The sequence below is a fragment of the Neptunicoccus sediminis genome (assembly GCF_001719615.1).
Taxonomy (GTDB): Bacteria; Pseudomonadota; Alphaproteobacteria; order Rhodobacterales; family Rhodobacteraceae; genus Amylibacter; species Amylibacter sediminis.
This window is the reverse complement of record NZ_MDVX01000002.1, coordinates 506,188-530,576: the sequence shown is the minus strand read 5'-3', so window position 1 is coordinate 530,576 and position 24,389 is coordinate 506,188. Positions and strand designations below refer to the sequence as shown.

28 protein-coding genes are annotated in these 24,389 nt (G+C 57.2%); 14 read left to right on the top strand and 14 right to left on the bottom strand.

The annotated features are described in order from the left end of the window. Positions 1 to 2,590, top strand: a 2,590-nt coding sequence (locus BFV97_RS06455) for a cadherin-like domain-containing protein (protein WP_157888275.1), incomplete at its 5' end; no start/stop codon positions are given. A 56-nt stretch (positions 2,591 to 2,646) separates the two neighbouring features. Here BFV97_RS06455 and BFV97_RS06450 read toward each other — a convergent pair. Continuing rightward, positions 2,647 to 3,129, bottom strand: a complete 483-nt coding sequence (locus tag BFV97_RS06450; RefSeq protein ID WP_069299501.1) for a MarR family winged helix-turn-helix transcriptional regulator — start codon at positions 3,127 to 3,129, stop codon at positions 2,647 to 2,649. A gap of 206 nt (positions 3,130 to 3,335) precedes the next feature. Between BFV97_RS06450 and BFV97_RS06445 the strand changes: the two genes are divergently transcribed. The 5 genes from BFV97_RS06445 (at position 3,336) to BFV97_RS06425 (ending at position 7,253) form a co-directional block, all read left to right on the top strand. Beyond that, on the top strand, positions 3,336 to 4,013 hold the full coding sequence (locus tag BFV97_RS06445) for a GntR family transcriptional regulator (RefSeq protein WP_069299500.1): 678 nt from the start codon (positions 3,336 to 3,338) through the stop codon (positions 4,011 to 4,013). A gap of 36 nt (positions 4,014 to 4,049) precedes the next feature. Then, positions 4,050 to 5,072 carry an ABC transporter substrate-binding protein gene (locus tag BFV97_RS06440; protein ID WP_069299499.1) on the top strand — a complete coding sequence of 341 codons (1,023 nt, stop codon included), beginning with the start codon at positions 4,050 to 4,052 and terminating at the stop codon, positions 5,070 to 5,072. 84 nt (positions 5,073 to 5,156) lie between these two features. Next, positions 5,157 to 5,924 (top strand): ABC transporter ATP-binding protein, encoded by a 768-nt coding sequence (locus tag BFV97_RS06435; RefSeq protein ID WP_069299498.1) that lies wholly within the window; start codon positions 5,157 to 5,159, stop codon positions 5,922 to 5,924. Further along, complete coding sequence (locus BFV97_RS06430) at positions 5,917 to 6,747, top strand: ABC transporter permease (RefSeq protein WP_069299497.1); 831 nt, start codon at positions 5,917 to 5,919, stop codon at positions 6,745 to 6,747. The genes BFV97_RS06435 and BFV97_RS06430 overlap by 8 nt, the downstream gene beginning before the upstream one ends. A gap of 188 nt (positions 6,748 to 6,935) precedes the next feature. Further along, positions 6,936 to 7,253 (top strand): hypothetical protein, encoded by a 318-nt coding sequence (locus tag BFV97_RS06425; protein ID WP_069299496.1) that lies wholly within the window; start codon positions 6,936 to 6,938, stop codon positions 7,251 to 7,253. 61 nt (positions 7,254 to 7,314) lie between these two features. On the opposite strand, the gene BFV97_RS06420 is transcribed toward BFV97_RS06425, so the two are convergent. After that, positions 7,315 to 7,524, bottom strand: a complete 210-nt coding sequence (locus tag BFV97_RS06420; protein WP_069299495.1) for a cold-shock protein — start codon at positions 7,522 to 7,524, stop codon at positions 7,315 to 7,317. Positions 7,525 to 7,761: 237 nt separating this feature from the next. Here BFV97_RS06420 and BFV97_RS06415 point away from each other — a divergent pair, with 237 nt between their 5' ends. Then, positions 7,762 to 8,094 (top strand): arsenate reductase family protein, encoded by a 333-nt coding sequence (locus tag BFV97_RS06415; protein WP_069299494.1) that lies wholly within the window; start codon positions 7,762 to 7,764, stop codon positions 8,092 to 8,094. Here the strand turns inward: BFV97_RS06415 and BFV97_RS06410 are convergent. From BFV97_RS06410 to cysG, 10 genes are all read right to left on the bottom strand, one after another. After that, a complete protein-coding gene (locus tag BFV97_RS06410) occupies positions 8,042 to 8,635 on the bottom strand; it encodes a DoxX family protein (protein ID WP_069299493.1) in 594 nt (197 codons plus the stop codon). The two genes, BFV97_RS06415 and BFV97_RS06410, sit on opposite strands and share 53 nt — an antisense overlap. A gap of 10 nt (positions 8,636 to 8,645) precedes the next feature. Then, positions 8,646 to 9,392: an HvfC/BufC family peptide modification chaperone gene (locus tag BFV97_RS06405; RefSeq protein ID WP_069299492.1), complete on the bottom strand. Its 747-nt coding sequence runs from the start codon at positions 9,390 to 9,392 to the stop codon at positions 8,646 to 8,648. Continuing rightward, positions 9,392 to 10,264 (bottom strand): MNIO family bufferin maturase, encoded by an 873-nt coding sequence (gene bufB, locus BFV97_RS06400; RefSeq protein WP_069299491.1) that lies wholly within the window; start codon positions 10,262 to 10,264, stop codon positions 9,392 to 9,394. The genes BFV97_RS06405 and bufB overlap by 1 nt, the downstream gene beginning before the upstream one ends. A gap of 86 nt (positions 10,265 to 10,350) precedes the next feature. Continuing rightward, entirely contained in the window at positions 10,351 to 10,653 is a 303-nt protein-coding gene (locus tag BFV97_RS06395; protein WP_069299490.1) for a BufA1 family periplasmic bufferin-type metallophore, read from the bottom strand. Between the two features lie 423 nt (positions 10,654 to 11,076). Beyond that, positions 11,077 to 11,913, bottom strand: coding sequence for a ferredoxin--NADP reductase (locus BFV97_RS06390; protein ID WP_069299489.1), 837 nt, complete (start codon positions 11,911 to 11,913; stop codon positions 11,077 to 11,079). 43 nt (positions 11,914 to 11,956) lie between these two features. Then, positions 11,957 to 12,394, bottom strand: coding sequence for a DUF934 domain-containing protein (locus tag BFV97_RS06385; RefSeq protein ID WP_069299488.1), 438 nt, complete (start codon positions 12,392 to 12,394; stop codon positions 11,957 to 11,959). A 3-nt stretch (positions 12,395 to 12,397) separates the two neighbouring features. Further along, positions 12,398 to 13,135 carry a phosphoadenylyl-sulfate reductase gene (locus BFV97_RS06380; RefSeq protein ID WP_069299487.1) on the bottom strand — a complete coding sequence of 246 codons (738 nt, stop codon included), beginning with the start codon at positions 13,133 to 13,135 and terminating at the stop codon, positions 12,398 to 12,400. A 12-nt stretch (positions 13,136 to 13,147) separates the two neighbouring features. Next, positions 13,148 to 14,815 (bottom strand): nitrite/sulfite reductase, encoded by a 1,668-nt coding sequence (locus BFV97_RS06375; RefSeq protein ID WP_069299486.1) that lies wholly within the window; start codon positions 14,813 to 14,815, stop codon positions 13,148 to 13,150. Positions 14,816 to 14,818: 3 nt separating this feature from the next. Then, a complete protein-coding gene (locus tag BFV97_RS06370) occupies positions 14,819 to 15,121 on the bottom strand; it encodes a DUF2849 domain-containing protein (RefSeq protein WP_069299485.1) in 303 nt (100 codons plus the stop codon). Further along, positions 15,121 to 16,524, bottom strand: coding sequence for a siroheme synthase CysG (gene cysG, locus BFV97_RS06365; RefSeq protein ID WP_069299484.1), 1,404 nt, complete (start codon positions 16,522 to 16,524; stop codon positions 15,121 to 15,123). The genes BFV97_RS06370 and cysG overlap by 1 nt, the downstream gene beginning before the upstream one ends. 151 nt (positions 16,525 to 16,675) lie before the next feature. On the opposite strand from cysG, the gene BFV97_RS06360 reads away from it, so the two are divergent. Continuing rightward, positions 16,676 to 17,137, top strand: a complete 462-nt coding sequence (locus tag BFV97_RS06360; RefSeq protein WP_069299483.1) for an Lrp/AsnC family transcriptional regulator — start codon at positions 16,676 to 16,678, stop codon at positions 17,135 to 17,137. A gap of 65 nt (positions 17,138 to 17,202) precedes the next feature. On the opposite strand, the gene BFV97_RS06355 is transcribed toward BFV97_RS06360, so the two are convergent. Both BFV97_RS06355 and BFV97_RS06350 read right to left on the bottom strand, forming a co-directional pair. Further along, complete coding sequence (locus BFV97_RS06355; RefSeq protein ID WP_069299482.1) at positions 17,203 to 17,601, bottom strand: hypothetical protein; 399 nt, start codon at positions 17,599 to 17,601, stop codon at positions 17,203 to 17,205. An 8-nt stretch (positions 17,602 to 17,609) separates the two neighbouring features. Continuing rightward, entirely contained in the window at positions 17,610 to 18,815 is a 1,206-nt protein-coding gene (locus BFV97_RS06350; protein ID WP_069299481.1) for a pyridoxal phosphate-dependent aminotransferase, read from the bottom strand. A gap of 113 nt (positions 18,816 to 18,928) precedes the next feature. On the opposite strand from BFV97_RS06350, the gene BFV97_RS06345 reads away from it, so the two are divergent. The 6 genes from BFV97_RS06345 (at position 18,929) to BFV97_RS06320 (ending at position 24,326) form a co-directional block, all read left to right on the top strand. Then, entirely contained in the window at positions 18,929 to 19,207 is a 279-nt protein-coding gene (locus BFV97_RS06345; RefSeq protein ID WP_245667605.1) for an FAD assembly factor SdhE, read from the top strand. 91 nt (positions 19,208 to 19,298) lie between these two features. After that, positions 19,299 to 19,808 (top strand): MarR family winged helix-turn-helix transcriptional regulator, encoded by a 510-nt coding sequence (locus BFV97_RS06340; RefSeq protein WP_069299480.1) that lies wholly within the window; start codon positions 19,299 to 19,301, stop codon positions 19,806 to 19,808. 228 nt (positions 19,809 to 20,036) lie between these two features. After that, entirely contained in the window at positions 20,037 to 21,260 is a 1,224-nt protein-coding gene (gene hemA / locus BFV97_RS06335) for a 5-aminolevulinate synthase (protein ID WP_069299479.1), read from the top strand. A 196-nt stretch (positions 21,261 to 21,456) separates the two neighbouring features. After that, positions 21,457 to 22,638, top strand: coding sequence for a helix-turn-helix domain-containing protein (locus BFV97_RS06330; RefSeq protein ID WP_069299539.1), 1,182 nt, complete (start codon positions 21,457 to 21,459; stop codon positions 22,636 to 22,638). Between the two features lie 79 nt (positions 22,639 to 22,717). After that, positions 22,718 to 23,845, top strand: coding sequence for a flavodoxin-dependent (E)-4-hydroxy-3-methylbut-2-enyl-diphosphate synthase (ispG, locus tag BFV97_RS06325; protein ID WP_069299478.1), 1,128 nt, complete (start codon positions 22,718 to 22,720; stop codon positions 23,843 to 23,845). A 25-nt stretch (positions 23,846 to 23,870) separates the two neighbouring features. Beyond that, positions 23,871 to 24,326, top strand: coding sequence for a DUF1499 domain-containing protein (locus BFV97_RS06320; protein ID WP_069299477.1), 456 nt, complete (start codon positions 23,871 to 23,873; stop codon positions 24,324 to 24,326). Positions 24,327 to 24,389 lie beyond the last annotated feature (63 nt).

The following is a 24,389-nucleotide window of genomic DNA, read 5'->3' as shown; positions in this document are numbered from 1 at the left end:
GACGGATGGGACAAACGGGTCGGTCGCGCTGCGTGCGGACGGTTCTTTTGCCTATTCGCCCGGACTGAACTTTAACGGCAGCGACAGCTTTACCTATACGGTGAGTGACGGGAACGGCGGGACGGATACGCAGACGGTACACTTGACCGTTAATGCCGTGAATGATGCGCCCGAGGCGTTGACCGCTGAAGCGGCCGCGGATGAGGACACCGATCTGACGGGAACTCTGCTGGCCACGGATGTGGACGGGGACAGTCTGACCTTTGCGCTTAATACCGCTGCGACGAATGGCACTGCATCCGTTGCGGCTGACGGGTCTTATACCTATACGGCCGCTGCGAATTTCTTCGGCTCTGACAGCTTCAGCTACTCCGTCAGCGATGGAAACGGCGGCACGGTTACGAAAACGGTGCTGGTGGACGTGGCCTCTGTAAATGACGCGCCCGTGCTTGTGGGGGCGATACCGGGTGCGGTCATAAATGAGGCAGACGGCGCGTTCGTGTTTGATCTCGCCAGTTATGTCAGCGATGTCGAGACGACAGATCTGGAGTATTCATTCGTCAGCCTGATAAACAATGACACAGGGCGGGCGGTTCCGGTCGGGATGGCGTTCACGGGCGGCCAGTTCAGCCTTGATCCAAGTGAGTTGGATCTTGCTTTGGGCGACACGTTCAACGGGGTTATGACATTCAAAGCGGATGACGGCAGTGGTGCTGCCAACAGTTCGGTATTGATGTCATTCGACCTGACGGTGAACGGGTCGAACGATCCAACGCCCGTCAACACAAACACCGCGCCGGTTGCACAGGATGCTGCGCTGCGCAAAGGGGATACCGCCCCGATCGTTATTGACCTGAAAGACCTTGCATCGGATGCGGATTCAGGAACCGTTCTGACGTTTGGAAATATCGTGATCACCGGCTCCGGTCGCGATGGAACGGTTGAATATTCATTGGACAACGGTGTTCTGACGATTGATCCTGCCCAGTTCAATATTGAGCCGGACGAGACGACGGGCGTTGCGCCCGAGGTCGGTCTTGAAATCTCTTACGAGGTCAACGACGGGGCAGGCAAAGCAAACAGCTTTGACACCGGAACCATCCAGTTAACGATTGAAGACGGTGACGGACCCGTGGAAGAGGTGGATACGCCGAACAACCAACCGGTGTTTACCGATACAGTTGTGGATGAAATGGCAACCGACAGGAACATCGTGATTGATCTGACGGAATATGCTTCGGATGCGGATCTGGATGATCTTTCGTTCACCGTTTCCATAAGCAGCGGTACACTTCTGGATCACGAGGTTCGTGGAACGACATTGCATGTTTTCTATACCGATCCTGATATCTACTCATTGGGGGATGGAGATTCTATAACGACCGAATTTTCGGTGACGGTGAATGACAACACCGGGGAGGCGAATGCAACAGCCGACGGGACTGTCACGCTGAATATAGATGGCCCCTACACCCCGAGCCCGTCAGAGAACAACGCACCGACGATCTCCGGTCCGATTTACGGAGTGGAAATCGCCGGCGACGGATACGATCTCGTGACCTATGTGGACGGCGGTTCTACCCTTTATGAATCAAATCGCCTTCACGTAGTAGGAACTGTTGTCAGTTTCGATCTGGATGATTTGGCCAGTGATGCCGATAGTGACGGTATCAATTTCTCGGATGTGTCCGTCTCTATTGGGGGTGCCGAAGACGGCGGTGTGCCCAACACGATCTACAGCAGCTTTGATCCAACCTCTAACGTATTGACGTTTGATATTTCGGATGTGGGACTGACTGACGGGGATGAGGTGCCAGTCGTGTTAAATTTCACCGCAACGGATGATTCTGGTGCCGAGAATGCGTCGACGACAGGTTCCATCACGATTGCCGCATCTGATCCTGCTGAGGACACACCGCCCAAGACACTCTTCGATTTTGAGGAGTATTCTCCGGCCGACACTAACACTATGGTTATTGACGGTGTGGATGGCTTCATCTTCAACGGCCAGGGAAATGTGGTTGAAACAGATGAAGATGGTGGCGATCCTTCACGCCTGCAACAAGGACTTTCTAACGGGCAGACAACTGCAGGCGGCGACAACGTGCTCGTAACGCCTTCGGAGGGCGGTTCGGGCAATCCATTTGCGATCTACGACGATGCGGCAACCCAAAGGATCGAAAACGCAGCTATGAACCACGGATATCTTCCTGCTGGTCAGACCATGGCGGATTACAACAATGGTGAAGATTTTGGCTATGGCGCTGCATTCAATCTGGAAACAATTTCCATCAACCCCGTGCAGTCGGATTACATCACGATCCGGTTGGTCGCATATCGCGCCGTACTCACCGAGGATGCCAATTTTGGGTCCTTTTCTAATTATTCCAGCGACCACGTCGAAGTTGACACGTTCGACTTCGTTGTTCACGCCTCGACAGCTGCGACAGTGATCGACTTTAACAGCGCATTGTTTGACGATCCTTCTGCCGACTTCGACAGCAAATTCGACGGCATCAATGCGGTTGAGATTTATGCGCTGGATGGGTCCAATATAGTTATCGACGATCTGACCCTGACGCCTGTGTAACCCGCAGGCCGGATCAATCAGTCCTGCGCGAGAGAGTTGGCCGCGCGGGACTGGCGTCAGTCAGAAAAATCTGTGCGTTCCGTCAGGTCGTCAAGCGTGTCAAAGGCTTTGAACAGGACCTTGCGTTGCTCTTCTGTTAGGGAATCGTGCAGGAAATCGTGCCTGCGCTGCATCAGCGGCAGGCTTCTGGCCAGTAGATCCGACGCGGAAGCGGTCAAACGCAGATAGGATTTGCGGTGATCCTCTGTGTCGTGCTCTGTTTCCAGATAGCCTTGTTTGATCAGGGATTTCACAGCGCGGCTGATCTGGCCTTTGTCGATCTTTGAAATATGCGCGATCTTGGAGTGGGTGACATCCTCGGCTGAATTTACAACCGACAGTATGCGCCACTGCGCCAGAGACACGTCGCTGACTGTCTGGATGATCCGCGTCGATTGCGCATTGAACCGCGCGTGCAGTTGCGCAATGCGGTAGGTGATGATTTCGGCGTAGTGCAGTTTGCGGTTGTTGAGGCCGACTAGGTATAATTGTTCATCCATCTCAAGCGGTCTTTTCTATCGGGATACTCTTCCGCATTGATCGGGTTTTTAGTTGATCTGTCAACGGCAAAGCGGGCCGCTAAGCGCTTGCCGGTGCAATTATTCGTAAGGATCAGGGCAGGCGCGGTTGGTTCTGCCAATTGCCATTGACGCGCGGCAGGAATAGGGGCAAAAAATGTCCAACATTTTGTGAAATACTGGACATCATGATTTTCAAGCGCACCACTGGTGAGGATGATTCAATCGTTGCGATGCTGGCCTCGGCCCTGCGGCGCGATATTGCGTTCGGGTCTTTGATGCCGGATCAGAAGCTTAAAATCGCACAGTTGCGCCAGCGGTATGGCGGCTCGAACCATTCCATGCGCGAAACATTGCGGCTGCTGTCTGCCGAAGGGCTGGTTGAGTCCACGACCCAGCGGGGTTTTCGCGTGACCAGCGCAACCGAAGAAGACCTGCGCGACATCATCATGGTGCGCTGCCAGATCGAAACTGCAGCGCTGGAGCTGGCTTTGCAGCACGGTGATGTGCAGTGGGAGGGCAGGGTGATGGCCGCCCATCACGGTTTGCGCAAAGCCGAAACCGCCGTGGCGGCAACGCCGGATGACCTGACCGCGCTGCAATGGGACGAGGCGTGCAAAGCTTTCACAGCCACACTGATCGAGGCTTGCGGTTCGCCGCGACTGATGGACCTGCAAGAGAAGTTTTTTAACCAGTCCCGCCGTTTCCGGTTGGCGCTGCTGCGGGAAGGCCGTCTGGATTTTGACCGCCGCAAGGCCCGACAACAGGCGCTTCTGGATGCGGTGCTGGAACGGGACGTCAAAACTGCACTGGCGGTGCTGGCGATGGATATTGAAGCAGAACTGCGGGCAGAGCCGCCGAATTAACAAACGACACTGAAACCAAATCACTGGGAGGATACCATGATGACACTGAACCGCCGTAAGGCACTGATCCTGATGGGGGGCGCGGCTGCGGCCTCGACACTGGCGGCCCCTGCGCTGGCCAGCAACAAAAAGATTACCGTGGGCGCGCTGCGCTTCACCTCCCACTCCGGCAGCTTCGTCGCCTATGAGCGCGATTATTTCGCGCAGGCCGGACTGGATGTGGAGTTCAAGTTCTTTCAGGCGGCCCAGCCTATGGCCGTGGCGATTGCCTCGGGGGATGTAGATTACGCAGTCACGGCTGTGTCCGGTGGCCTGATTTCGCTTGCACAAAAAGGCGCGATCAAGGTGATCGGCGGGGCGCTGTCCGAAGAAAAAGGCATCGACGGGCAGAAAATCCTCGCTTCTGATGCGGCGTATCAGGCCGGTCTCACCTCACCTGCGGGGCTGGATGGCAAGACCTTCGGGATTTCCACTGCCGGTTCGTCCTTCCATTACATGGGGTCCAAGATTGCGGGCGCAGAGGGCGCAAATGTCAGCTTCAAACCACTGCAAAAGGTCGGCGCGATCATCGGTGCGCTGAAGTCCGGCCAGATTGATGCCTGGTCCATCGTGCCCCATATCGCCAAACCGCTGGCAGGCTCCGGCGCGGTGCATATCATCGGGGACGTGGCGGATTATATCCCGAATTATCAGGTCACGACTGTCTTTACCTCTGCCAAGAATGCAGCGGACGAACGGGGTATGACCGAAGGCTTCCTGAACGGCTATTCCAAAGGGGTAGCGGATTATAACGCAGCCATGATCGCGAAATCAGGCGGTGAGGATGGCGTGAACCAGATGGTCGATCTGATCCATAAATACGTTTACACCGACCGTCCGCGCGAAAAGGCGGCACCGTCGATCATCAATGGCACCATGCGTCTGAACGAGAATGCAGCACTGAATACGGCTTCGATTCAGGACCAGTTAAGCTGGTTCCAGTCCGAAGGTCTGGTGGATGCCGATATCACGCTCGACACGCTGGTAGACGCATCTTACGTGGAAACCATCAAGGCCTGATCCGGCCAGTCCTTTCCTTTCCTGAAACACTAAAAGCGGGGCGGCATTCGTGCGCCCCGCAACCCTTTACCGGAGCCTGCGCCAATGGACATCCGTTTGGAAAATGTCAGCCATTCCTACGATAGCTTCGAGGTGATGCGCGACATCTCTCTTGAAATTCCCCACGGCAGGATTGTCTGCATTGTGGGACCGTCCGGCTGTGGGAAATCCACGCTGTTGCGGTTTATTGGCGGGCTGGAGCGCCCCAAACAGGGCCGCGTGCTGCAAGTGGGCACGCCGCCTGCGGATTGTCTCAACCCGCTGACCTATATTTTTCAGGACTTTGCCCTGCTGCCGTGGCGCAGTGTGGCGGGGAATATTTCGCTGGTGCTGGAAGATCACGGCATCAAGGGGGCGGCCGCGAAAGAGATCATTGACGATGTGCTGGCGCGGACCAAACTGACGGATTTCGCCAAGGCGCTGCCCAAACAGCTTTCGGGCGGCATGAAACAGCGCGTCGCGATTGCCCGCGCTTTGGCGGTGAATCCGGCTGTGATGCTGATGGACGAGCCTTTATCCGCGCTCGACAGTCAGACGCGGGAGCTGTTGATGGACGATCTGGTGTCCCTGTGGACCCGCACGCCGTTCACCGCCGTCTATGTCACCCATAATCTGGCCGAGGCCGTGCGTCTGGGCCATTCCATCGTGGTGCTGTCCCGCAGGCCCGGCCAGATCCGCGAGATCGTGCATCTGGACACCCCTCTGGCCGAGCGTCAGTTTGGTGATCCCGAACTGGACCGCCAGCAAAGGCACCTCTGGCAATTGATGCGGGACGAAGCCCGCGCAGCAGATGCGGAGTTGCTTGATGTCTGATACGACACTGTCCCACCCCCCCGCCGCAGCCCGTACCGAGGCCCGAACCGTCAGCTTTCGCGGCGGTGGTTTCGCACCCGAACGCAAACGCTGGGTCGGTGGTGTGGTCTTTGTCCTGTTGATCGCTATTGCCGAATGGGGCACGCGGGCGGGATGGATTTCCGCTTTGACCCTGCCCAAACCCTCTGACGTTTTGCAAACGCTGATAGATCTGCATCAGTCGGGTCTGCTTTACAAACACCTGTCGCCGTCGTTGTCCCGTTTGGTGGTCGGTGCCGCACTGGGGGCGAGCTTCGGGATAGGGGTCGGGGTGCTGATCGGGCTGTTTTCCTATGTGCGGGCCGGATTGGTGCCGCTGGTGGCGGCGATTTTCCCGATCCCCAAAATTGCCCTGCTGCCGCTGTTTGTGATCTGGTTTGGCATTGATGAAGGTTCCAAATACGCGCTGATCGCCTTTGGCACCTTCACCCCGACAGTGGTGGCCACCTATGGCGCGGTGGATAATGTGGATCGCAGCCTGATCCGTATGGGGCAAAGCTTTGGCCTGTCGTGGTTGTCCATCGTGCGCAAAATCGTGCTGCCCGGTGCCATGCCGGGTATCCTGTCGGGGCTGCGGATCAGTCTGGCGATTGCCATTATCCTGCTGGTCGCAGCTGAAATGCTGGGCGCGGAATATGGCATCGGCGCCTACATCCTTGAGGCGGGTGCGCTTTACGATCTGGAACGCCTGTTTGCCGGCGTGCTGATCCTGTCGGTTCTGGGCGTTGTGGTCAGCACTGTGATCGGCTTGGTGGAGCGTCACCTGCTGGACTGGCGCAGCTGAAATGCGGCGCTGCGGGCGTGTCCCGCGGCGCAGCCCATTCGACACAATCCTGTGAAACCCCTTGTCTGACAGGTTATACGCACCGATATTAATGGCATGACCCACCCCGAAAGGGGCCAACGGCACCCGCCGTATCAGGTCAAAACCCCTGACCTCTGCTCCTTTCGTCACATGCGAAGGAGTATATCATGTTTAAACGTCTCACATCCACAGCGCTGGTCTTTGGCATGGCCGCTCTGGCACCGCCTGTTGCTGCGGCCCCTTGCGGACCCAGAGCAGAGATCGTCACCCATCTGGCGCAAACCTATCAAGAGGTGCGGCGCGGCGCGGGCCTAAGCAGCGCTACCCGCGTGGTCGAGCTGTGGAGCTCGGCGCAGACCGGCAGTTTTTCGATCCTGCTCAGTTATCCCAACGGCATGGCCTGCGTGCTGGCCACCGGCAGCAACTGGAGCGATGCTACCCCCTTTGATGCAGCCGTCATTCCAGACAACGAAACAGCCACCTAAGACAAAAAAAAGGCCCCGCGCGGCATGCGACGGGGCCTTTTGGAATGCTGTGTAATTCGGTTTAGTCTGTCAGTTTCAGATCAGTCGCGGCTTCGCGACCGTTCCGGCCTGTTTCAACTTCAAAAGAGATTTTCTGGTTGTCGTTCAGGCCGTTCAGACCTGCACGCTCAACAGCGGAAACGTGTACGAATACATCGGCTCCACCGGCGTCCGGCTGGATAAAGCCGTAACCTTTGGTTGAGTTGAACCATTTTACTGTTCCGGTTGCCATAACGTGGCGCTCCTATCGTTTTTCGCCGCCCGCACTGTGCTGCGGCTGATGGTGTAGCTCAGGGTCTTAGGTCGCGTCTGCTACATCAAAGAAGGAGCGGATCGTATAAAGATGAACCTCACACCAGAATCTATGACTCACCCTTTTATTTTTTGCAAGTGAAGGTTTTATGATGTCCGCAGGTTGCGAAATTGTGCCGAAGCGATAGAAAAAGCCCGTAAACACGGGGAATTTGCCATGAGATTTTACGGATTGAAAACCTGCGACACCTGTCGCAAGGCGCTGAAGGCATTGCAAGGGGCGGGGTTTGAACCGGTCTATGTGGATGTGCGGGCCGATGGAATTGCAGCGGCAGATCTTGCGCGATTCTATCAGGCCTTCGGGTCGGATCTGCTGAACACCCGCTCTACCACATGGCGGGGATTGGACGAGGCTGAGCGCGGGCGCGATCCGCTGGACCTGCTGGCCGCCCATCCAACGCTGATGAAACGTCCGGTAATTGAAGCGGAGGGCGTGCTCACGCTCGGCTGGACGAAGGCAGTTCAGGAGAAATATCTTTCGGCTTCGTGACTTGCAGCAACAGCCGGTCGATGGACAGCGGACCGGCACCTTTGGTGATCAATACCGCAAAGAGCAACAGCCACATCAGCCGCTGGTCAAGGATCAAGCTGTCAGAGGGGCCGTCAAACCACGTGCCCAGCGTCTTGCCTGCGATGTCGTGCCCGTAAACATCGACGAGCGTTTGCACCGTCACGAAAACCACCATGCCAAGGGCGGCCAGACGGGTGAACAACCCGATCAGGATCAGAAACGGCAGCAGGATTTCTGCGCTGGTCCCGGCCACTGCAACCAGCCATTCAAAGGTGCCCATCTGGGTAATGTCATAGCCCGCTGCCTCAAACCTTTTGGGGAAGATCTGGATGTAAGCGTTCTCTGTCGGGGACAAAAATCCCAATAGTCCGTCCCCGGTTTTGGTAAAGGCGGATTGCCAGAAGTACCACAGCAGCACTGCGGCAAAGACAAACCTTGCAAGTGTGGGCAACAGCCAGTCCTCCACTCTGCGTAGAGCGGAGTCCAAGAGGGAATGATAGCGGAGAAGAACTGCAGACATTGAATTTCCTTTACAGGTGTATTTCAACGATCAGCTCGGATTGCAGTAGAAGCACAATCCCGGCGGTAAGATCGAAGGCGCCATCAAGGGCGCTGGCGGTGTCGAAAGCGGTGTCGAGGGGGTTCCCCTGTCGCAAGGCGCCAAGAAAGGCAGCCACTGCGGGGGGGATGACCTGCATGTGCAAATCAAATGCGGGTCGGGTAATAAGGGCGGTCTGGGCCTCGGCCGGTGGCTGGGGCGCGTCAGGCGTCATGTTATAGTCCCAGAGGGCCACCACGGGATAGGGGCTCGGGACAATTTGTAGGGCAGGCGCAAGTGTAAAGCGCAGGTGCATCAACCTGGCAGGGGCGATCTGGGACAGCGCATCAGCGGGCACAGGCGTTGCATCTGCGGCGTGATAGGCGCTGCGCCGTGCCAGTTCCAGCCGCGCCACATCCGCCAGATAGGGCACATGGGCCAGCGGCGTGAAACCGTCCAGAAATGCCGGAAAATCAGTGCCATAGAACATCAGAAGCGGCGATTTTGGCGGGTGCTGGCGCACATAAAGCCCAGCCAGATTGCGAAAGTTTTCAGTCCCGATCAGTTTGCGGATCACCGGAAAAGCAGTCTCCATCGCATCAAGCAGGCTAACCACCACATTGTTGCGATAGACGTTGAACCGCTTTCCCGCAGGACGGCCCGACGGATCAACCACCCCGTCCGGTACGGGGTGCGCCGGATCAAGCAGCGCCTGTGCGAACTGGGATTGCACGGCCATCAGCTTGCCTGTGCTGCCGGAACGGCAGAGAGCAACTGGTCGGCGCGGGCGGCCTCACGTGCCAGCACGTCCCATTCGGGAATGTCATTGTCCCACTCGATCAGGGTCGGGCAGGGACCAGCCTTGGCCAGTGTGTATTCATAGAGCGCCCAAACAGGATCGACCACAGGGCGGGAATGACTGTCAATCAGCAGGGTCGCGCCGAAGTCATCGGCGTCTTGTTCATGGCCGCCAAGGTGTAGTTCACCGACCCGTTCGGTTGGGAAGGCGTCGATGTAGGCTTGGGGCGAATAATTCTGGTTAGTTGCAGAGACAAAGACGTTGTTCACGTCAAGCAACAGGCCACAACCGGAGCGCTCGGACACTTCGCGCAGAAAGTCGATTTCAGAACGGTCGCTTTCCTCGAATGCTATGTAGGTCGAGGGGTTTTCCAGCAGCATCTGCCGTCCAACCGTGTCCTGAACCTGATTGATATGCGCTACAACGCGGTCCACAGTGGCATGTGTGTAGGGCACGGGCAGCAGGTCGTTCAGGAAATGGCTGTCATGGGTGGACCATGCGAGATGTTCGGAAAACAGGCCGGGCTCCAACCAGTTCACCAGCTTTTTGAGGCGCGCCAGATGGTCCCGATCAAGCGGAACTTCCGCCCCGATCGACAGGCCAACTCCATGACAAGAAACGGGAAATTGCTCTCTCAGGTGGCGCAATTGTGCAATCGGGCGGCCGCCGTCCCCCATGTAATTCTCAGCGTGGATTTCAATCCAGCCGATGCTGTCGGGGTCTTTCAAAATGCCGTCCAGATGTTGCGCCTTGAAACCAACTCCGGCGCGGTTTGGCACCTTTTCCGGTCTTTTTGGCTGTGCGTCCAGCATTGTGAAAACTCCCTGAAGCTGCGGGTGGCGGGTTAAGGGGGTGCCGGCCATATCTGCGGCCGGCACCCGTAGTGTGTCGGCTGAGATCAGCTTGGCAGATCACGCTCCAATGCTTCGGTCGAACCGCTGCGGGCTGTGCCGTCTGCCATTTCGGGCAGTTTAATTTCTGTGCAGGTGCCAGCATCGACCAGCGACCATGCGTTGCCTTGGTAATCCACTGTGGATGTACCGGCACAGGATGTGCCCGGACCTGCCGCGCAGCCGTTTTGACCGGCCAGCGAAACGCCGTAACATTTTTCCTTGGACTGCGCAGAGGCAGTATTCGCGTGGGAGACAACTGCCGCTGCGACGGCAGATGCAACGGCCAGCGATTTCATGGATTTGGACATTGTGTGTTCCTCTCTGTCGTAAACTTGTTGGCGCACCGCTTTAATTAAGGGAGTGCGATAGGTTGAGGGTAGCTGCGAGTTTCGATCAATAGCTACTCACATGGATGTGTATAACAGGTAGTTTAGCTGTTGTAACATTCCACTGGGGGAAGGTTTGCCCCGTTCCGCCCGCCCGTGCAATAAGGTTGATCGCGTATAAAGCGTTGAATTAAATAAATTTAACTTGAGGTATATTTTTCCAGACCCGCATCGTTTTGCCATCTGGTAGCGCAGCGCCGGCCAAAACAGGCGCACGGCACTTTTCGCTTTGTGACAGGATTTATGACAACCCCTTCAGGCTGCCCGCCCCGCCATTTCGGACCTGAAAACGAAAAAAGCCCCCGTGTCCGGAGGCTTTCGATTGTGATGTAACTTGGAGGTCGCTTAGCCGACGAAGGCTTTTTCGACTACAAAATCGGCAGGCTGGCTGTTGGAGCCTTCGGTCATGCCTGCGGACTCGCAGATGGCTTTGATGTCCACATTCAGTCCCATAGAACCACAGACCATCAAACGGTCGGTTTCAGGGTTGAGCGGGGGCAGGCCGAATTCCTTGGCCACTTCCCCGTCTTTCAACAAATGGGTGATCCGGCCCATACGTGCGCTGGGTTCTTGTGTAGTGGTCGGGAAATACTTCAGCTTGTCGCCCACAACTTCGCCAATCAGCGGGTCGTCAGACAGAGAGGCCACCAGATCGGCACCGTATTTCAGGTCGGCCGTTTCGCGGCAGGTGTGGCAAAGGATCACTTCGTCATAGCGTTCATACAGGTCGGGATCACGGATCAGCGAGGCGAACGGTGCGATGCCGGTGCCTGTAGCGATGAAATACATCCGTTTGGCAGGCAGCAGCGCATCCAGAACCAGCGTGCCGACAGGTTTGGGGCGCACGATCACTTCGTCGCCAACCTGAATGTTCTGCAGTTTGGACGTCAGCGGACCGTCCTGCACCTTAATCGAATAGAACTCCAGCTCGTCGTCCCAGCTGGGCGAGGCGATGGAATAGGCCCGCAGCAGGGGTTTCTGCTTGCCGGTTTTCGGATCGGGATCGCCCATCAGTCCGATCATCACAAACTCGCCCGAGCGAAAGCGCAGGCTGGCCGGACGGGTCACACGAAACGAGAACAGTTGTTCGGTGTAATGGGTAACTTTGGTGACGGTTTGGGCGTCGGGAAGAACTGGCACAGGCTTGGCCTCGGTCGTGGTAATAGGATTCTGATCCGTCATTGTCGTATTCCTGTCGAAAGGTCAATTGTTAGTGTAATAACAATTATGCTGATTTTTGCAACCTGTTTAGGTAGCGGTGTTCGGTCCAGTTGGCGCGGGCAAGCCACTGGTCTTCGGGCTGGCGGTTGGCAATGCTCTGTTCGATTTCCACCTCGTCAAAGCCTACACGCCGCGCCATAGCGTATTGATCCGCGATCACATGGCCATAGGCGCGCAACCGTCCCTTATAGCCGAGCAGACGCGCAGTGCGGGCAATGGTGAAGCCGCGCCCGTCATGGGCGTTTGGAAAGAAGATGCGGATCATACCCACGGTCTCAAAATACGGCTGCAACTGTTCAGCCGTCACGGTATTGGGCACATCCAGCCCGTAACCGCGCTTGGGTTCCGCGCCGCCCTGTGTCGCCACATCCCAGTCGAGCAGCGGGCCTGTCCAGTCGTCCTGAACAAAGCCGCTGTCCTGAATAAGTACGGTATGTGTCATGTCTCAGGCTCCTCTGACGATCTTGCCATCTGCGCCGAAGTGGATGCCACATTCGACCTTGTCCTGCCCGCGCCAGCGGCCCGAGCGGGGATCTTCATTACGGCCGACCGGCGTGGTGCACGGCGCACAGCCGATCGACGGATAGCCTTTGGCCACCAGCGGATGGCGGGGCAGGGCATTGTTTTCCATATAGGCGATCAGATCCTGCTGGCGCCAGTGGGCCAGCGGGTTGATCTTGATGCGGATGTCGTCTTCGCTTTCAAACAGGTCCAATACCGCACGCTGCCCGCTTTGGAACCGTTTGCGCCCTGTAATCCATGCGTCATAATCGCCCAGTGCCTGTTGCAAGGGTTCGGTCTTGCGCAGGGCACAGCAGGCATCGGGCGCTGTCTGGTGCAGGGTTCCGTCAGGATCCGCCGCAGCGAGAGCCGCAGCATCCGCCCGCACGATACGCATATTGGTCAACCCCAGCTTTTCCGCCACTTCTGCCTGATAGTCGAGCGTTTCGGGAAACAACATTTCCGTGTCGATCATCACCACCGGCGTATTCGGTTTGATGGTGGCAACCATATGCAACAGAACAACCGATTCCGCCCCGAAAGAGGACACCAACGCCACGTTTCCGAGCAAAGGATCGTTCAACGCCTCTGTCAGCACAGGGATTGCAGCGTGGTGGCGATAGCTGGAGTTCAGCATCTCTACACGTTCGGGAACAGTCAGATAAGCGGCTTCTAATGGCATGGCACGTGGCTCCTATTCGGCTGCGATTTGTTCGGCGGGATAAAGCACAGCCTTGAACGGTGCGGCCCCCAAACGGCGGTAAGTTTCGAGAAAGGTCTCATCGGCGCTGCTGCGTAGGTCGAGATACCCGTAAATCAGGCGCTCGATGGCGGGAACGATCTCGTCATAGGCGAACCCCGGTCCGGCCCGTTCCCCGATTGCAGCGGTTTCCGTGTGATCCCCGCCAAGCGTGATCTGGTAATTTTCAACACCGGCCCGATCCAGACCCAGAATGCCGATGTGCCCCACGTGGTGGTGGCCACAGGCGTTAATGCAGCCTGAAATCTTGATCTTCAGCGCACCGATGTCATGCTCCAGCTTCAGCTCGTCAAACCGTGTGGCGATCTGTTGGGCCACAGGAATGGAACGGGCAGTCGCCAGCGCACAGTAGTCCATGCCGGGGCAGGCGATAATGTCGGAAATCAGCCCGATATTCGCTGTGGCAAGTCCGGCTTCGCGCAGACGGGCGTAGATTTCGGGCAGGTGCGATTTATGCACATGGGGCAGGATCACGTTCTGCTCGTGGCTGATGCGCAATTCGTCGTGGCCGTAGGTTTCGGCCAGATCCGCCATCACGCGCATCTGCTCCGCAGTCGCATCGCCCGGCGTCTTGCCGTGGGCCTTGGTCGAAATGGTCACGATGGCGTAATCGGGATTCTTGTGTTCGGCCAGATTGGTATCCACAAAAGAGCGGAAAGACGCATCAGCATTCTGTGCGGCGTAAAACGCATCCAGTGGCGCGTCGATAAAGGCAGGCGGCGCAAAGGCTTCCTTGATCGACGCGTAAAGCTCCTGATCGTAGCCGCCAAAAGCCTGCCGTTGCAGGACAAAGGCTTTTTCCACCTCGTCGCGGATCACGTCCAGCCCGTTTTCATGCACGGTGATCTTGATCCGCGCCTTATATTTGTTATCGCGCCGCCCCAGACGGTTATAGACCTGAAGGATGCTTTCCACATAGGGCAGCAGGTCTTCGGCTGGCAGGAAGTCACGGATGACCTTGCCCACCATTGGCGTGCGGCCCAGACCACCGCCCACGATGACTTCGTAACCGGCCTCGCCATTCGCACCGCGCACCATGCGCAAGCCGATGTCGTGGGATTTGGTCACGGCGCGGTCGGTTTCAGAGCCCACCACGGCAATCTTGAATTTGCGACCCAGAAAAGCGAATTCAGGGTGGTCGGTGGACCACTGGCGCAGCAGTTCGGCTGTGGGGCGGGGGTCTTCGATTTCATCCGCAGCGGCACCGGCAAAATGATCCGAGGTCACGTTGCGCACACAGTTGCCAGAGGTCTGGATCGCGTGCATCTCTACCTCTGCCAGCGCGTCGAGAATATCAGGCACGTCCCGCAGCTTGGGCCAGTTGAACTGGATATTCTGGCGCGTGGTAAAATGCCCGTAGCCCTTGTCGAATTTCTCGGCAATCATGGCCAGCTGGCGCATCTGGGCGGAGCGCAGCGTGCCATAGGGAATGGCCACCCGCAGCATATAGGCGTGCAGTTGCAGATACAGTCCGTTCATCAGGCGCAGCGGCTTGAATTCGGTTTCTGTCAGGGAACCGTCGATGCGCCGTTCCACCTGTGCGCGGAACTGTTTGTTGCGCTCGGCAATGAAATCTTTGTCAAACTGGCTGTAGGAATACATGGGTTAAGCCTCTGCTTGCTTGCCGTGGTGGTAATTGCTGGGTCCGGTCATCCGGAATGTTTCGCGGAAATGGGCCGGCATCGGTTTATCGTCAGGGCCAAGGGCCGCATCTGCCAGATAAGGGCCGACGATCACATCCTGTTGCTTTTCCGCAAGGGTCAGCACGTGATGGGCCAGTTTTTCCGTGTCGAGATAAAGCGCATCTTCAAACGCATCGGCCCAATCGCCTTTCTCGTCCCAGTAAATCACGTCACCGGACAGAAGATGGTTTGCGGTCAGAACCTTCGGGGTAAATTTCTTGGCCATCAGGCTTGCTCCATTTCGTCAATATCAAGGTCAAGCGCCACTTGCGCTGCCGCCCGTGGTGCCAGACCCAGCAGCATCACTGCAGGACCGGACACATCCGAGGCGTTGAGGATTTCAGGCAAGCTCAACAGGGTTGCCTGTAAAATGCGCTGGTTGGCGCGGGAGGCGTTTTCGACAACTGTCACAGGTGTCTCGCCGTTTGCGCCGTGCATCATCAGACGCCCGCGCAGGAAGCTCGCGGCTTTCTTGCCCATGTAGACTGCGGCCACCGCATCCGGTTTGGCCAGATCGCGCCAGTCCTGATCGGCAAAGCCGTTCACATCATGGGCGGTCAGGAACTTGAGCGCAGAATTGCGCCCCCGTTGCGTCAGGGACAGTCCAGCCCCCGCAGCCGCCGCCGACGCTGCCGTGATGCCCGGAACAATCGCCCAGTCCACACCCGCCGCATCAAGCGCATCCATTTCTTCGTCGAGCCGCGCAAACATGGCTGGATCACCGGATTTCAAACGCACCACATGGTGGCCCTGCGCCGCATGAGAAATCATCAGATCGTTAATGTCCGCCTGCGACCAGCTTTCGCCAAAGCCCCGTTTGCCGGTTTCAACCACGATGGCTTCGCGCCGCGCCAGTTCTAGAATCTCGCTCGTGACCATCTGGTCGTGCAGCACAACGTCTGCCTCGTGCAGCAGTTTGCGTGCCCGCAGGGTCAGCAGTTCCGCATCCCCCGGTCCAGCCCCCACCAGATCGACACGCCCTGCACTGCGTTTGGCCGCGATTGTCTGCGCCAGCAGGTCTTTTAACTCTGTGCGCACCGCCTGTTCGCCGCCGGAGGTCAGCGCCTTCGGACCGCGCTCAAAGTAAAACCGCGACCAGAAATCCCGCCGCTTGCGCCCCATGGGAAGAACCTCAACTGCGCTGCGAAACGCCTGACCGAGACGGGCAAGTGCGCCAAGGGACGGGGGCAGGGACTCTTCCACCTGTGCCTTGATGTGACGGGCAAGAACCGGAGCCGCGCCTTCGGTGCCGATGGCAACCGTGACCGGATCGCGGTCTACGATAGCGGGGGTGATAAACTGGCTGTCTTGCAGATTGTCCACGATGTTCACCAGCGCACCGCCCGCACGACCCAATGCCGCCACGCGCGCATCCGCTGCATCATCGTCTTGCGCTGCATAGACCAGACGTGCACCATCCACATCGCCCGCCCGCATATTGCGGCGGTGCAGGGTGATGCGCCCCGCTTTGGCCCAGCTTTCAATCAGCTCTACCGCTTGCGGCGCAAAGACGTGAACCTCGGCTTCCGTCTTGAGGATCAGCCGCAGCTTTGCCACCGCCGTTTCACCGCCGCCTGCCAGCAAAACCCGCTGGTTCACAAGATTCACAAAGATCGGAAAATGCTTCATTGTCCCGTCCACTTTCAATTCGTTAGACCGGATATAGCGGTTTTAAGGAAGAAATTCCATTTACAAACCAGTTTTGACGTGAAATAGGAAAATATGACTTTTGAGCGCCACCGTTCAGGAACAAACGTCGCAAATTGAGAGGAAAGACAAAATGTCCATCGCGCTAGACCCTCTGGACCGGAAAATCCTTGCGGAATTGCAAAAGGATGCCTCGCAATCGCTTGACGATATTGCCCGCACGGTGGGCGCCAGCAAGACACCGGTCTGGAACCGCATCCGCAAAATGCGCGAGTCGGGACTGATCCGCGGCCAGACAACCTTGGTCGATCCCGAGATGCTGGGGCTAGAGGCTTGTTTCTTTGTGCTTATCCGTACATCCGAACACGATCAAAGCTGGCAGGATGCCTTCCTGAAAACCCTGCTGGAACGCCCCGAAGTGATGGAGGCGCACCGACTTGCAGGGGACATTGACTATATCCTGAAGGTGCGGGTCAGCAATGCCAAAGCTTATGACACCTTCTATCAGGCGCTGATCTCTGAGGTGAAAATCTTCAACGTCACCGCTTTGCTTTCAATGGAAGAAATCAAAAGCACAACGATTCTTCCCGTCTGAATGGCGCAGGGCGCTCCGGCTTCAATGTTCCAGAAATACTCAATTTCCAGATAACGGCCAGCGCGTTACTTTTTAGACAGCCCGTCCGCCTTGCGCCGCACAATCACCGTGCGCAGATCGTGCATCGCCATCAGCAAATCATCGGCAAACATCTCGATCTGCTCGTCCGTGGCGCGGGTCTGCACCCATTGCGCTGTCAGATTCAGGTGGTCCGTGGTGCGCAGCAAATCGTCAATGCGCCGCTCTTCGATAATCTTGCGCCGCGCCACAACCCAAGCGTCGATCTCGTTGCGCTCGGCTGCCGTGGGAATCTGATCCCCTTGCGGTTTCACCTCGCCAGAGCGGATATTCACCACAGCGATTTGTTGCATGTCCAGACGGCGCTGGCGGTTCTCGGCATCAACACGATACACCGCCGCGCCATTTTCGCGAACACGGAAGAACAGGTTTTGCAGGTCGGCCATTGGTATTCCTATTTCAGACGGGCGCAGAAGGTCTGGATGCGGGTGCAGGCATCCGTCAACTCTTCACTGGATGTGGCATAGCTGACGCGGAAGTTCGGTGACAGACCAAAGGCCGCGCCAAAGACAACGGCAACGCCTTCTTCTTCCAGCAGTTCGGTCGCAAACACCTCGTCAGAGGTGATCTTTACGCCGTTCTGTGTTGTCTTGCCGATGCACCCTGCAATCGACGGATAGACATAAAAAGCCCCGTCCGGGGTAGGGCAGGTGATGCCTTGCGCGTTATTCAGCATATCCACCACCAGATCGCGGCGGTCCTGAAACACAGGGCGGGAGGTTTCGATGTAATCCTGTGCGCCGTTTAATGCCTCAACCGCCGCCCACTGGCTGACGGAGCTGGGGTTCGATGTGGATTGCGACTGGATCTTGCGCATCGCCCCGATCAGATGTTTTGGTCCGGCCGCATATCCGATGCGCCAGCCTGTCATCGCGTAGGCTTTGGAGACGCCATTCACGGTCAGGGTCCGCTCGTACAGCTTTGGCTCCACTTCCGCAGGGGTGCAGAATTTGAAATCGCCGTAAGCGAGATGTTCATACATATCGTCGGTCATCACCCAGACATGGGGATGGCGCAGCAGTACATCTGTCAGCTCTTTCAGCTCGGCGTGGCTGTAGCCTGCACCGGAGGGATTGGACGGCGAGTTAAAGATCAACCATTTGGTTTTCGGCGTGATCGCCGCTTCCAGCTGGTCGGCGGTCAGCTTGAAACCCGTCTGGATCGAGGTGTCGGCCACAACAGGGGTGCCCCCGGCCAGCAGAACCATATCGGGATAGGACACCCAATAAGGCGCAGGGATCACCACTTCGTCGCCGGGGTTCAGCGTGGCCATCAGCGCATTATAAAGCACCTGTTTACCACCCGAGGAAATCGAGACCTGATCCGGTGTATACTCCAGCCCGTTGTCCCGTTTGAACTTGGCACAAACCGCCTGTTTCAACTCAATGATGCCGTCCGGAGCGGTGTATTTCGTCTTGCCCGCGTCAATCGCGGATTTGGCGGCGGCCTTGATGTTGTCCGGCGTATCGAAATCCGGTTCGCCCGCGCTCAGCGCGATAACGTCCCGTCCGGCGGCTTTCAGCTCTGCCGCTTTTGCGGAAATCATAATCGTGGGGGAGGGTTTCACCCGATCCAGCGTTTTTGACAGAAAATCAGACATGAATGACCCCTCATAGTGTTTTGCTCTGTCTTAGGAGTGCGCCGCGCAGGGTGCAAGGAAAACCCTGATGCTGCGGGTCTTGCCTGTTCCATACCGCCGTTCTAGAAGGCGGTATGGAACAGATGCACCCCAAAGACGAACCCTATGAAACCCGCCTGCGCAGGCTGCGTATGCGATCGTGGCGGCGTGGTATGAAAGAGATGGACCTGATTTTGGGCCGTTTCGCAGATACAGAACTGGCAAATCTGGATGCCGACGCGCTCGACGCGCATGAGCATTTCATGAACCAGCCGGATCAGGTGTTATATTCGTGGATCAGCGGGGCTGCCCCAGTTCCGGACGAATTCCGCCCTGCACTGGCGCGAATTTTAGACAATTTGTCAGTAAGATAGTCGTAATTTCGAAAAAAATAGAGTCCCTTTAACCAGTTGTTCGAACTTTTCCGCAATTCTGCCTGTGAATAGCAAATGGCGGAGAGTATTAATGAGCATTCATGCAACTGTAGACACAACCGAAACGGACGCGACAGGGTCGGAATTCCTTGGCTCCTATCTCGAAACCCTTTCAATGGTAGAGCGGCTTCACCGGTTGTTGCTCGATGTGATCAAGGATGAATTCGAAAGGTTGGGGCTGCTGGACATCAATTCGGTTCAGGCGCTGCTTCTGTTTAATATCGGTGATAACGAAGTCACCGCAGGGGAATTGAAATCACGCGGATATTATCAGGGCTCTAACGTGTCCTATAATCTTAAGAAACTGGTAGAGGCGGGATATATGCACCACCACCGCTGTGAAATCGACCGGCGCGCGGTGCGGGTCCGGCTGACATCGCGGGGGCGCGAAATCCGCTCGATCGTGACCGACCTGTTTGAAAGGCATGCCGGCGGCATGGTGGGGCATGATGTCATCGGGGACGTTGGATTGAAGAACATCAACACAGTGCTGCGCCGGGTGGAGCGTTACTGGACCGATCAGATTCGCTATATCTACTAAGCCCGCGATATGCGCCCTGTGACGGGTGTCAGGTCCGCCGGAACTGTATCCAGTGTTCAGAAAATCTCTCGGTTATTTGAAACAGGCGGGCCAAAACGCGAAAATTTCGCGGTTTGGCAGGGATAATCCGGCAGACAGATGCGGCGTTTTGTGGTCTAACTGTTCGGGTTATAATACCCTATCTGGGTATCGACCCGACGTTCGGGCCGCAAGTTTAGGGTGCCACCTATGGATTATGAACAACATATCGACAATGCGTTGAACCGTCTGCACGAAGAGGGGCGGTATCGCGTGTTCCAGAATATCCGCCGGATGAACCAACAGTTCCCCCGTGCGATCTGGTCCAAACCCGATGGCAGCGAATCGGAAATTACCGTTTGGTGTGGCAACGACTATCTGGGAATGGGGCAACACCCTACAGTGCTGGATGCGCTGAAATCTGCCGCGGATGACGCAGGTGCCGGTTCTGGCGGCACCCGCAATATTTCCGGTAACACCGCCTATCACCATGATCTTGAAGAAGAACTGGCCGATCTGCACGGCAAGGAACGCGCGGTTCTTTTTACCTCGGCCTATAACGCGAATGAGGCGACGCTTTCGGTGCTGCCCAAACTCTTCCCCGGTCTGGTGATCCTCTCGGATGAACTGAACCACGCCTCTATGATCGAAGGAATCCGCCACGGATTCGGTGAAAAACACGTCTTTGCCCACAATGACGTGGCCCATCTGCGCAGCCTTCTGGAAAAGCTGCCCGCCGACACGCCAAAACTGATCGCATTTGAATCGCTTTATTCAATGGACGGGGATTTTGCCCCGATTGAGGAGATTTGCGACCTAGCGGATGAATTCAACGCTCTGACTTATATCGACGAAGTTCACGCTGTTGGGCTTTACGGTCCGCGCGGCGGGGGCATCACAGAGCGGGACAATCTTGCGGGCCGGATCGACATCATCAACGGGACACTGGCCAAGGCCTATGGTGTGATGGGGGGGTATATCGCGACCTCTGACCGTCTGGCCGATGCGGTGCGCTCCTATGCGCCGGGCTTTATCTTCACCACCTCCCTGCCACCCGCTGTTGCCGCCGCTGCGGCAGCCTCGGTCAAGCATCTCAAGACGGATAACGCCCTGCGCGGATTGCACCAGCAAAAGGCGGCTTTGTTGAAAACCCGCCTACGCGCCCTGAACCTTCCACTTGACGATCAGGGTAGCCATATCGTTCCGGTCCACGTGGGCAATCCGGTCAAATGCAAGATGCTGTCGGATATGTTGTTGGAAAACCACGGTATTTACGTCCAGCCGATCAACTTTCCTACTGTGCCGCGCGGAACGGAACGTCTGCGCTTCACGCCCTCTCCGGTCCACACGGATGCCATGATCAACGATCTGGTTTCGGCGCTCGACGGGTTGTGGGGGCAATGTGCGCTGAACCGAATGGATATGGTCGGATAGGTCCGAAATCGCCCGTAGCAAACCCGTTTCTGGGCGGTTTTTCGCCGCCACGAAAAATGCAACAATTTTTGTGCACGGGGGTGCACAAAAAACGTATCCTGTGGTAGGGATGCAATATAACAACGGATGAACGAATCGTCCGATGCGGGGGCAACCGCAAAACAAATATCCGGACGCAAGGGGTCAGGCAGGTTGGATGGACAAAGGCTTTGGGAAACAACAGCCACGCGGCTTTGATACGTTTGAGGTAACACTCGGGGATCAGATGCGCGGAGAGCGGGCCACACTTGGCAAATCCCTGCTGGACGTCCAACGGGATCTGCGGATCAAAGCCACATATATATCTGCTATCGAAAACTGCGATCCTTCGGTCTTTCAGACACAGGGGTTTATTGCCGGATATGTGCGGTCCTACGCCCGCTATCTGGACATGGACCCCGACGAATGTTTCGTGCGCTTCTGCGAAGAAAGCGGCTTTAGCGGTGTCCATTCCGAATTAAAGCCCAATTCGCTGGCCAATAAATCCGCAGCGCTTTTGCATACGCCGGTGCGCCCCGCAACGGCGGACCCGATCGCGCGGCCCCGTATCCCGATGACGCCGCCCACCGCCAGTTTCCTGAGCAATATTTCGCCATCGGCCCTAGGGTCGGTTTTGGTGCTGGCGCTGCTGGTCGGCGGGCTCGGGTATGGCAGCTGGGCCGTTCTGCAAGAAGTCCAGCGCGTGCAATTTGTTCCGGTCAACCAGACGCCCGGCGTCACCTCGGAGGTGGCGACCCTGCCGATCGAACCCACGTCCCAGCAGGACAATGTGGTTGCGCTGAACCCGACACCGGATTTCCAGACCTCCAATCTGGATCAGCTATACCGCCCGACCGAACTGGAAGTGCCGCAAATGGTGGCGCGGGATGCGCCGATTTCATCTTTCAATGCGGGTAGCATTGGCGCCTATGCGGATTTGCAACCCCGCGATGTGCACCCCCCCGTTGTAGAGCAGGTGGAAGAGGTCGCACCGCGCGTTGTAGCCGAAGGCCCGCCGCCTGTGGATGTGGTCGCACTGAAACCGGCGTGGATACGGGTCTATTTCGACGATGGGTCTGTGCTGTTTGAGAAAATCCTTGATGCGGGCGAACGCTATCGCATTCCCGCCGATGTGGACGGGGCGAAACTGCGGGCCGGCAATGCGGGCGCAGTTTTCGTGATGGTCGGGGATAACACCTATGGTCCGGTCGGCCGACGGGGCGGTGTGGTGCGGGACGTGGCCTTGGGTAAAGATACCGTGACCGAAACGATGGCTCTGGCCACGGATTTGTTCACCACGCCACTGGCGCCTCCTTTGAACGGGATGAACCCTGTTGCCGACGCAAGCGGGTCAAACTGATCTGCGGCATTGCAGCACTCGTCGCTGCATGTAAAACACCCTATATGCATTAGAAACCGAATACTCGTCAGGAAATCCTATGTCCCTGAATGCCGTGCGCCCGTGGCGCAATATTTACCGCCGTAAATCCCGTCAGATCCATGTGGGGTCTGTACCTGTGGGGGGCGATGCGCCGATTTCGGTGCAAACCATGACCAACACGCTGACCAATGATGCGGCAGCGACAATAAAGCAGATTCAGGCCTGCGCCGAAGCGGGGGCCGATATTGTTCGTGTCTCCTGCCCGGATGAGGCCAGCACAAAAGCCATGCACGAAATTGTGCGGGAAAGCCCGGTGCCGTTGGTGGCGGACATCCATTTTCACTACAAGCGCGCGATTGAGGCCGCCGAGGCAGGCGCGGCTTGTCTGCGGATCAACCCCGGCAACATCGGCAGCCCCGAGCGGGTGCGCGAGGTCGTAAAAGCCGCGCGGGATCACGGATGCTCCATCCGCATCGGGGTCAACGCCGGTTCGCTGGAGAAACATCTTCTGGATAAATACGGCGAGCCTTGTCCCGAAGCGATGATCGAGAGCGGTCTCGATCATATGCGCATTCTCGACGATAATGATTTCCACGAATACAAGATCAGCGTCAAAGCCTCTGATGTGTTCATGGCCGCCGCTGCCTATCAGGGTCTGGCCGAGGCAACAGACGCGCCGATCCATCTGGGCATTACCGAGGCTGGCGGGCTGACATCCGGCACAATCAAATCCGCCATCGGGCTTGGCAACCTTTTGTGGATGGGGATCGGGGATACCCTGCGGGTCAGCCTGTCTGCCGATCCGGTGGAAGAGGTCAAAGTCGGCTTTGAGATCCTGAAATCGCTCGGGTTGCGGCATCGCGGTGTGAACATTATTTCCTGCCCGTCCTGTGCGCGGCAGGGGTTTGACGTGATTAAAACCGTTGAAATCCTCGAGAAACGGCTTGAGCATATCAAAACCCCGATGAGCCTGTCGATCATCGGTTGCGTGGTAAACGGACCGGGCGAGGCGCTGATGACGGATGTCGGTTTTACCGGCGGCGGGGCGGGGTCCGGCATGGTCTATCTGGCGGGGGCGCAGAGCCATAAGATGTCCAACGACCAGATGATCGAACATATCGTCGAACAGGTTGAGAAACGCGCAGAGCAGATTGAGACCGAAGACGTCACCAAAGTCGCCGTGTAAGGCGCTATTGAAAAAGGGAATTGTCATGCTGGGCTGGTTTCTAATTGCAGGTATCGTTGCGGCGCTGATCTGGTTCCGCTTCGCGCCGAGTGATCCGGCGACATGGCACAAAGACCCCGCGTCGGTAGAAAAAACCGCCAAGCCGAACCAGTTCTTGATGCGGGACGGCAGCGATGCCCCCGCCGAGGTTTTCGATATGCCACCTGCGGAACTGGCATCGGCGTTTCACAAGGTTGCCATGGCCCAGCCGCGGGTCAGCGTTCTGGCAGAAGCGGATAACGACTATTGGATCACCTATGTGCAGCGCAGCAAACTGATGGGCTACCCCGATTATATTTCCGTGCGCATCGGACCTGTGGCGAATGGAAAATCCGCGCTGCTGGTCTATTCCCGCTCCCGCTTCGGGCGGTCTGATCTAGGGGTGAACAAGGCTCGCGTGAAGAACTGGACCAACGCTTTGCGGCAGGCTGTTGCGCGATGACATACACCCCTGTCCGGTGTCCCGCCACATCGGGTTGTTGAGGGACATTTCGCAACGGGCCTG

Bases quoted from the DNA above. Each gene is read 5' to 3' on its own strand.
- BFV97_RS06345 (WP_245667605.1), top strand. From the start codon at position 18,929: ATGGAACAGATGCACCCCAAAGACGAACCCTATGAAACCCGCCTGCGC.
- BFV97_RS06340 (WP_069299480.1), top strand. From the start codon at position 19,299: ATGAGCATTCATGCAACTGTAGACACAACCGAAACGGACGCGACAGGG.
- BFV97_RS06320 (WP_069299477.1), top strand. From the start codon at position 23,871: ATGCTGGGCTGGTTTCTAATTGCAGGTATCGTTGCGGCGCTGATCTGG.
- BFV97_RS06375 (WP_069299486.1), bottom strand. From the start codon at position 14,815: ATGTATTCCTACAGCCAGTTTGACAAAGATTTCATTGCCGAGCGCAAC.
- BFV97_RS06450 (WP_069299501.1), bottom strand. From the start codon at position 3,129: ATGGATGAACAATTATACCTAGTCGGCCTCAACAACCGCAAACTGCAC.
- BFV97_RS06330 (WP_069299539.1), top strand. From the start codon at position 21,457: ATGGACAAAGGCTTTGGGAAACAACAGCCACGCGGCTTTGATACGTTT.
- hemA (WP_069299479.1), top strand. From the start codon at position 20,037: ATGGATTATGAACAACATATCGACAATGCGTTGAACCGTCTGCACGAA.
- BFV97_RS06445 (WP_069299500.1), top strand. From the start codon at position 3,336: ATGATTTTCAAGCGCACCACTGGTGAGGATGATTCAATCGTTGCGATG.
- bufB (WP_069299491.1), bottom strand. From the start codon at position 10,264: ATGCTGGACGCACAGCCAAAAAGACCGGAAAAGGTGCCAAACCGCGCC.
- BFV97_RS06355 (WP_069299482.1), bottom strand. From the start codon at position 17,601: ATGGCCGACCTGCAAAACCTGTTCTTCCGTGTTCGCGAAAATGGCGCG.
- BFV97_RS06385 (WP_069299488.1), bottom strand. From the start codon at position 12,394: ATGACACATACCGTACTTATTCAGGACAGCGGCTTTGTTCAGGACGAC.
- cysG (WP_069299484.1), bottom strand. From the start codon at position 16,524: ATGAAGCATTTTCCGATCTTTGTGAATCTTGTGAACCAGCGGGTTTTG.
- BFV97_RS06430 (WP_069299497.1), top strand. From the start codon at position 5,917: ATGTCTGATACGACACTGTCCCACCCCCCCGCCGCAGCCCGTACCGAG.
- BFV97_RS06360 (WP_069299483.1), top strand. From the start codon at position 16,676: ATGTCCATCGCGCTAGACCCTCTGGACCGGAAAATCCTTGCGGAATTG.
- BFV97_RS06380 (WP_069299487.1), bottom strand. From the start codon at position 13,135: ATGCCATTAGAAGCCGCTTATCTGACTGTTCCCGAACGTGTAGAGATG.
- BFV97_RS06405 (WP_069299492.1), bottom strand. From the start codon at position 9,392: ATGGCCGTGCAATCCCAGTTCGCACAGGCGCTGCTTGATCCGGCGCAC.
- BFV97_RS06415 (WP_069299494.1), top strand. From the start codon at position 7,762: ATGAGATTTTACGGATTGAAAACCTGCGACACCTGTCGCAAGGCGCTG.
- BFV97_RS06350 (WP_069299481.1), bottom strand. From the start codon at position 18,815: ATGTCTGATTTTCTGTCAAAAACGCTGGATCGGGTGAAACCCTCCCCC.
- BFV97_RS06390 (WP_069299489.1), bottom strand. From the start codon at position 11,913: ATGACGGATCAGAATCCTATTACCACGACCGAGGCCAAGCCTGTGCCA.
- BFV97_RS06395 (WP_069299490.1), bottom strand. From the start codon at position 10,653: ATGTCCAAATCCATGAAATCGCTGGCCGTTGCATCTGCCGTCGCAGCG.
- BFV97_RS06420 (WP_069299495.1), bottom strand. From the start codon at position 7,524: ATGGCAACCGGAACAGTAAAATGGTTCAACTCAACCAAAGGTTACGGC.
- ispG (WP_069299478.1), top strand. From the start codon at position 22,718: ATGTCCCTGAATGCCGTGCGCCCGTGGCGCAATATTTACCGCCGTAAA.
- BFV97_RS06435 (WP_069299498.1), top strand. From the start codon at position 5,157: ATGGACATCCGTTTGGAAAATGTCAGCCATTCCTACGATAGCTTCGAG.
- BFV97_RS06370 (WP_069299485.1), bottom strand. From the start codon at position 15,121: ATGGCCAAGAAATTTACCCCGAAGGTTCTGACCGCAAACCATCTTCTG.
- BFV97_RS06425 (WP_069299496.1), top strand. From the start codon at position 6,936: ATGTTTAAACGTCTCACATCCACAGCGCTGGTCTTTGGCATGGCCGCT.
- BFV97_RS06410 (WP_069299493.1), bottom strand. From the start codon at position 8,635: ATGTCTGCAGTTCTTCTCCGCTATCATTCCCTCTTGGACTCCGCTCTA.
- BFV97_RS06440 (WP_069299499.1), top strand. From the start codon at position 4,050: ATGATGACACTGAACCGCCGTAAGGCACTGATCCTGATGGGGGGCGCG.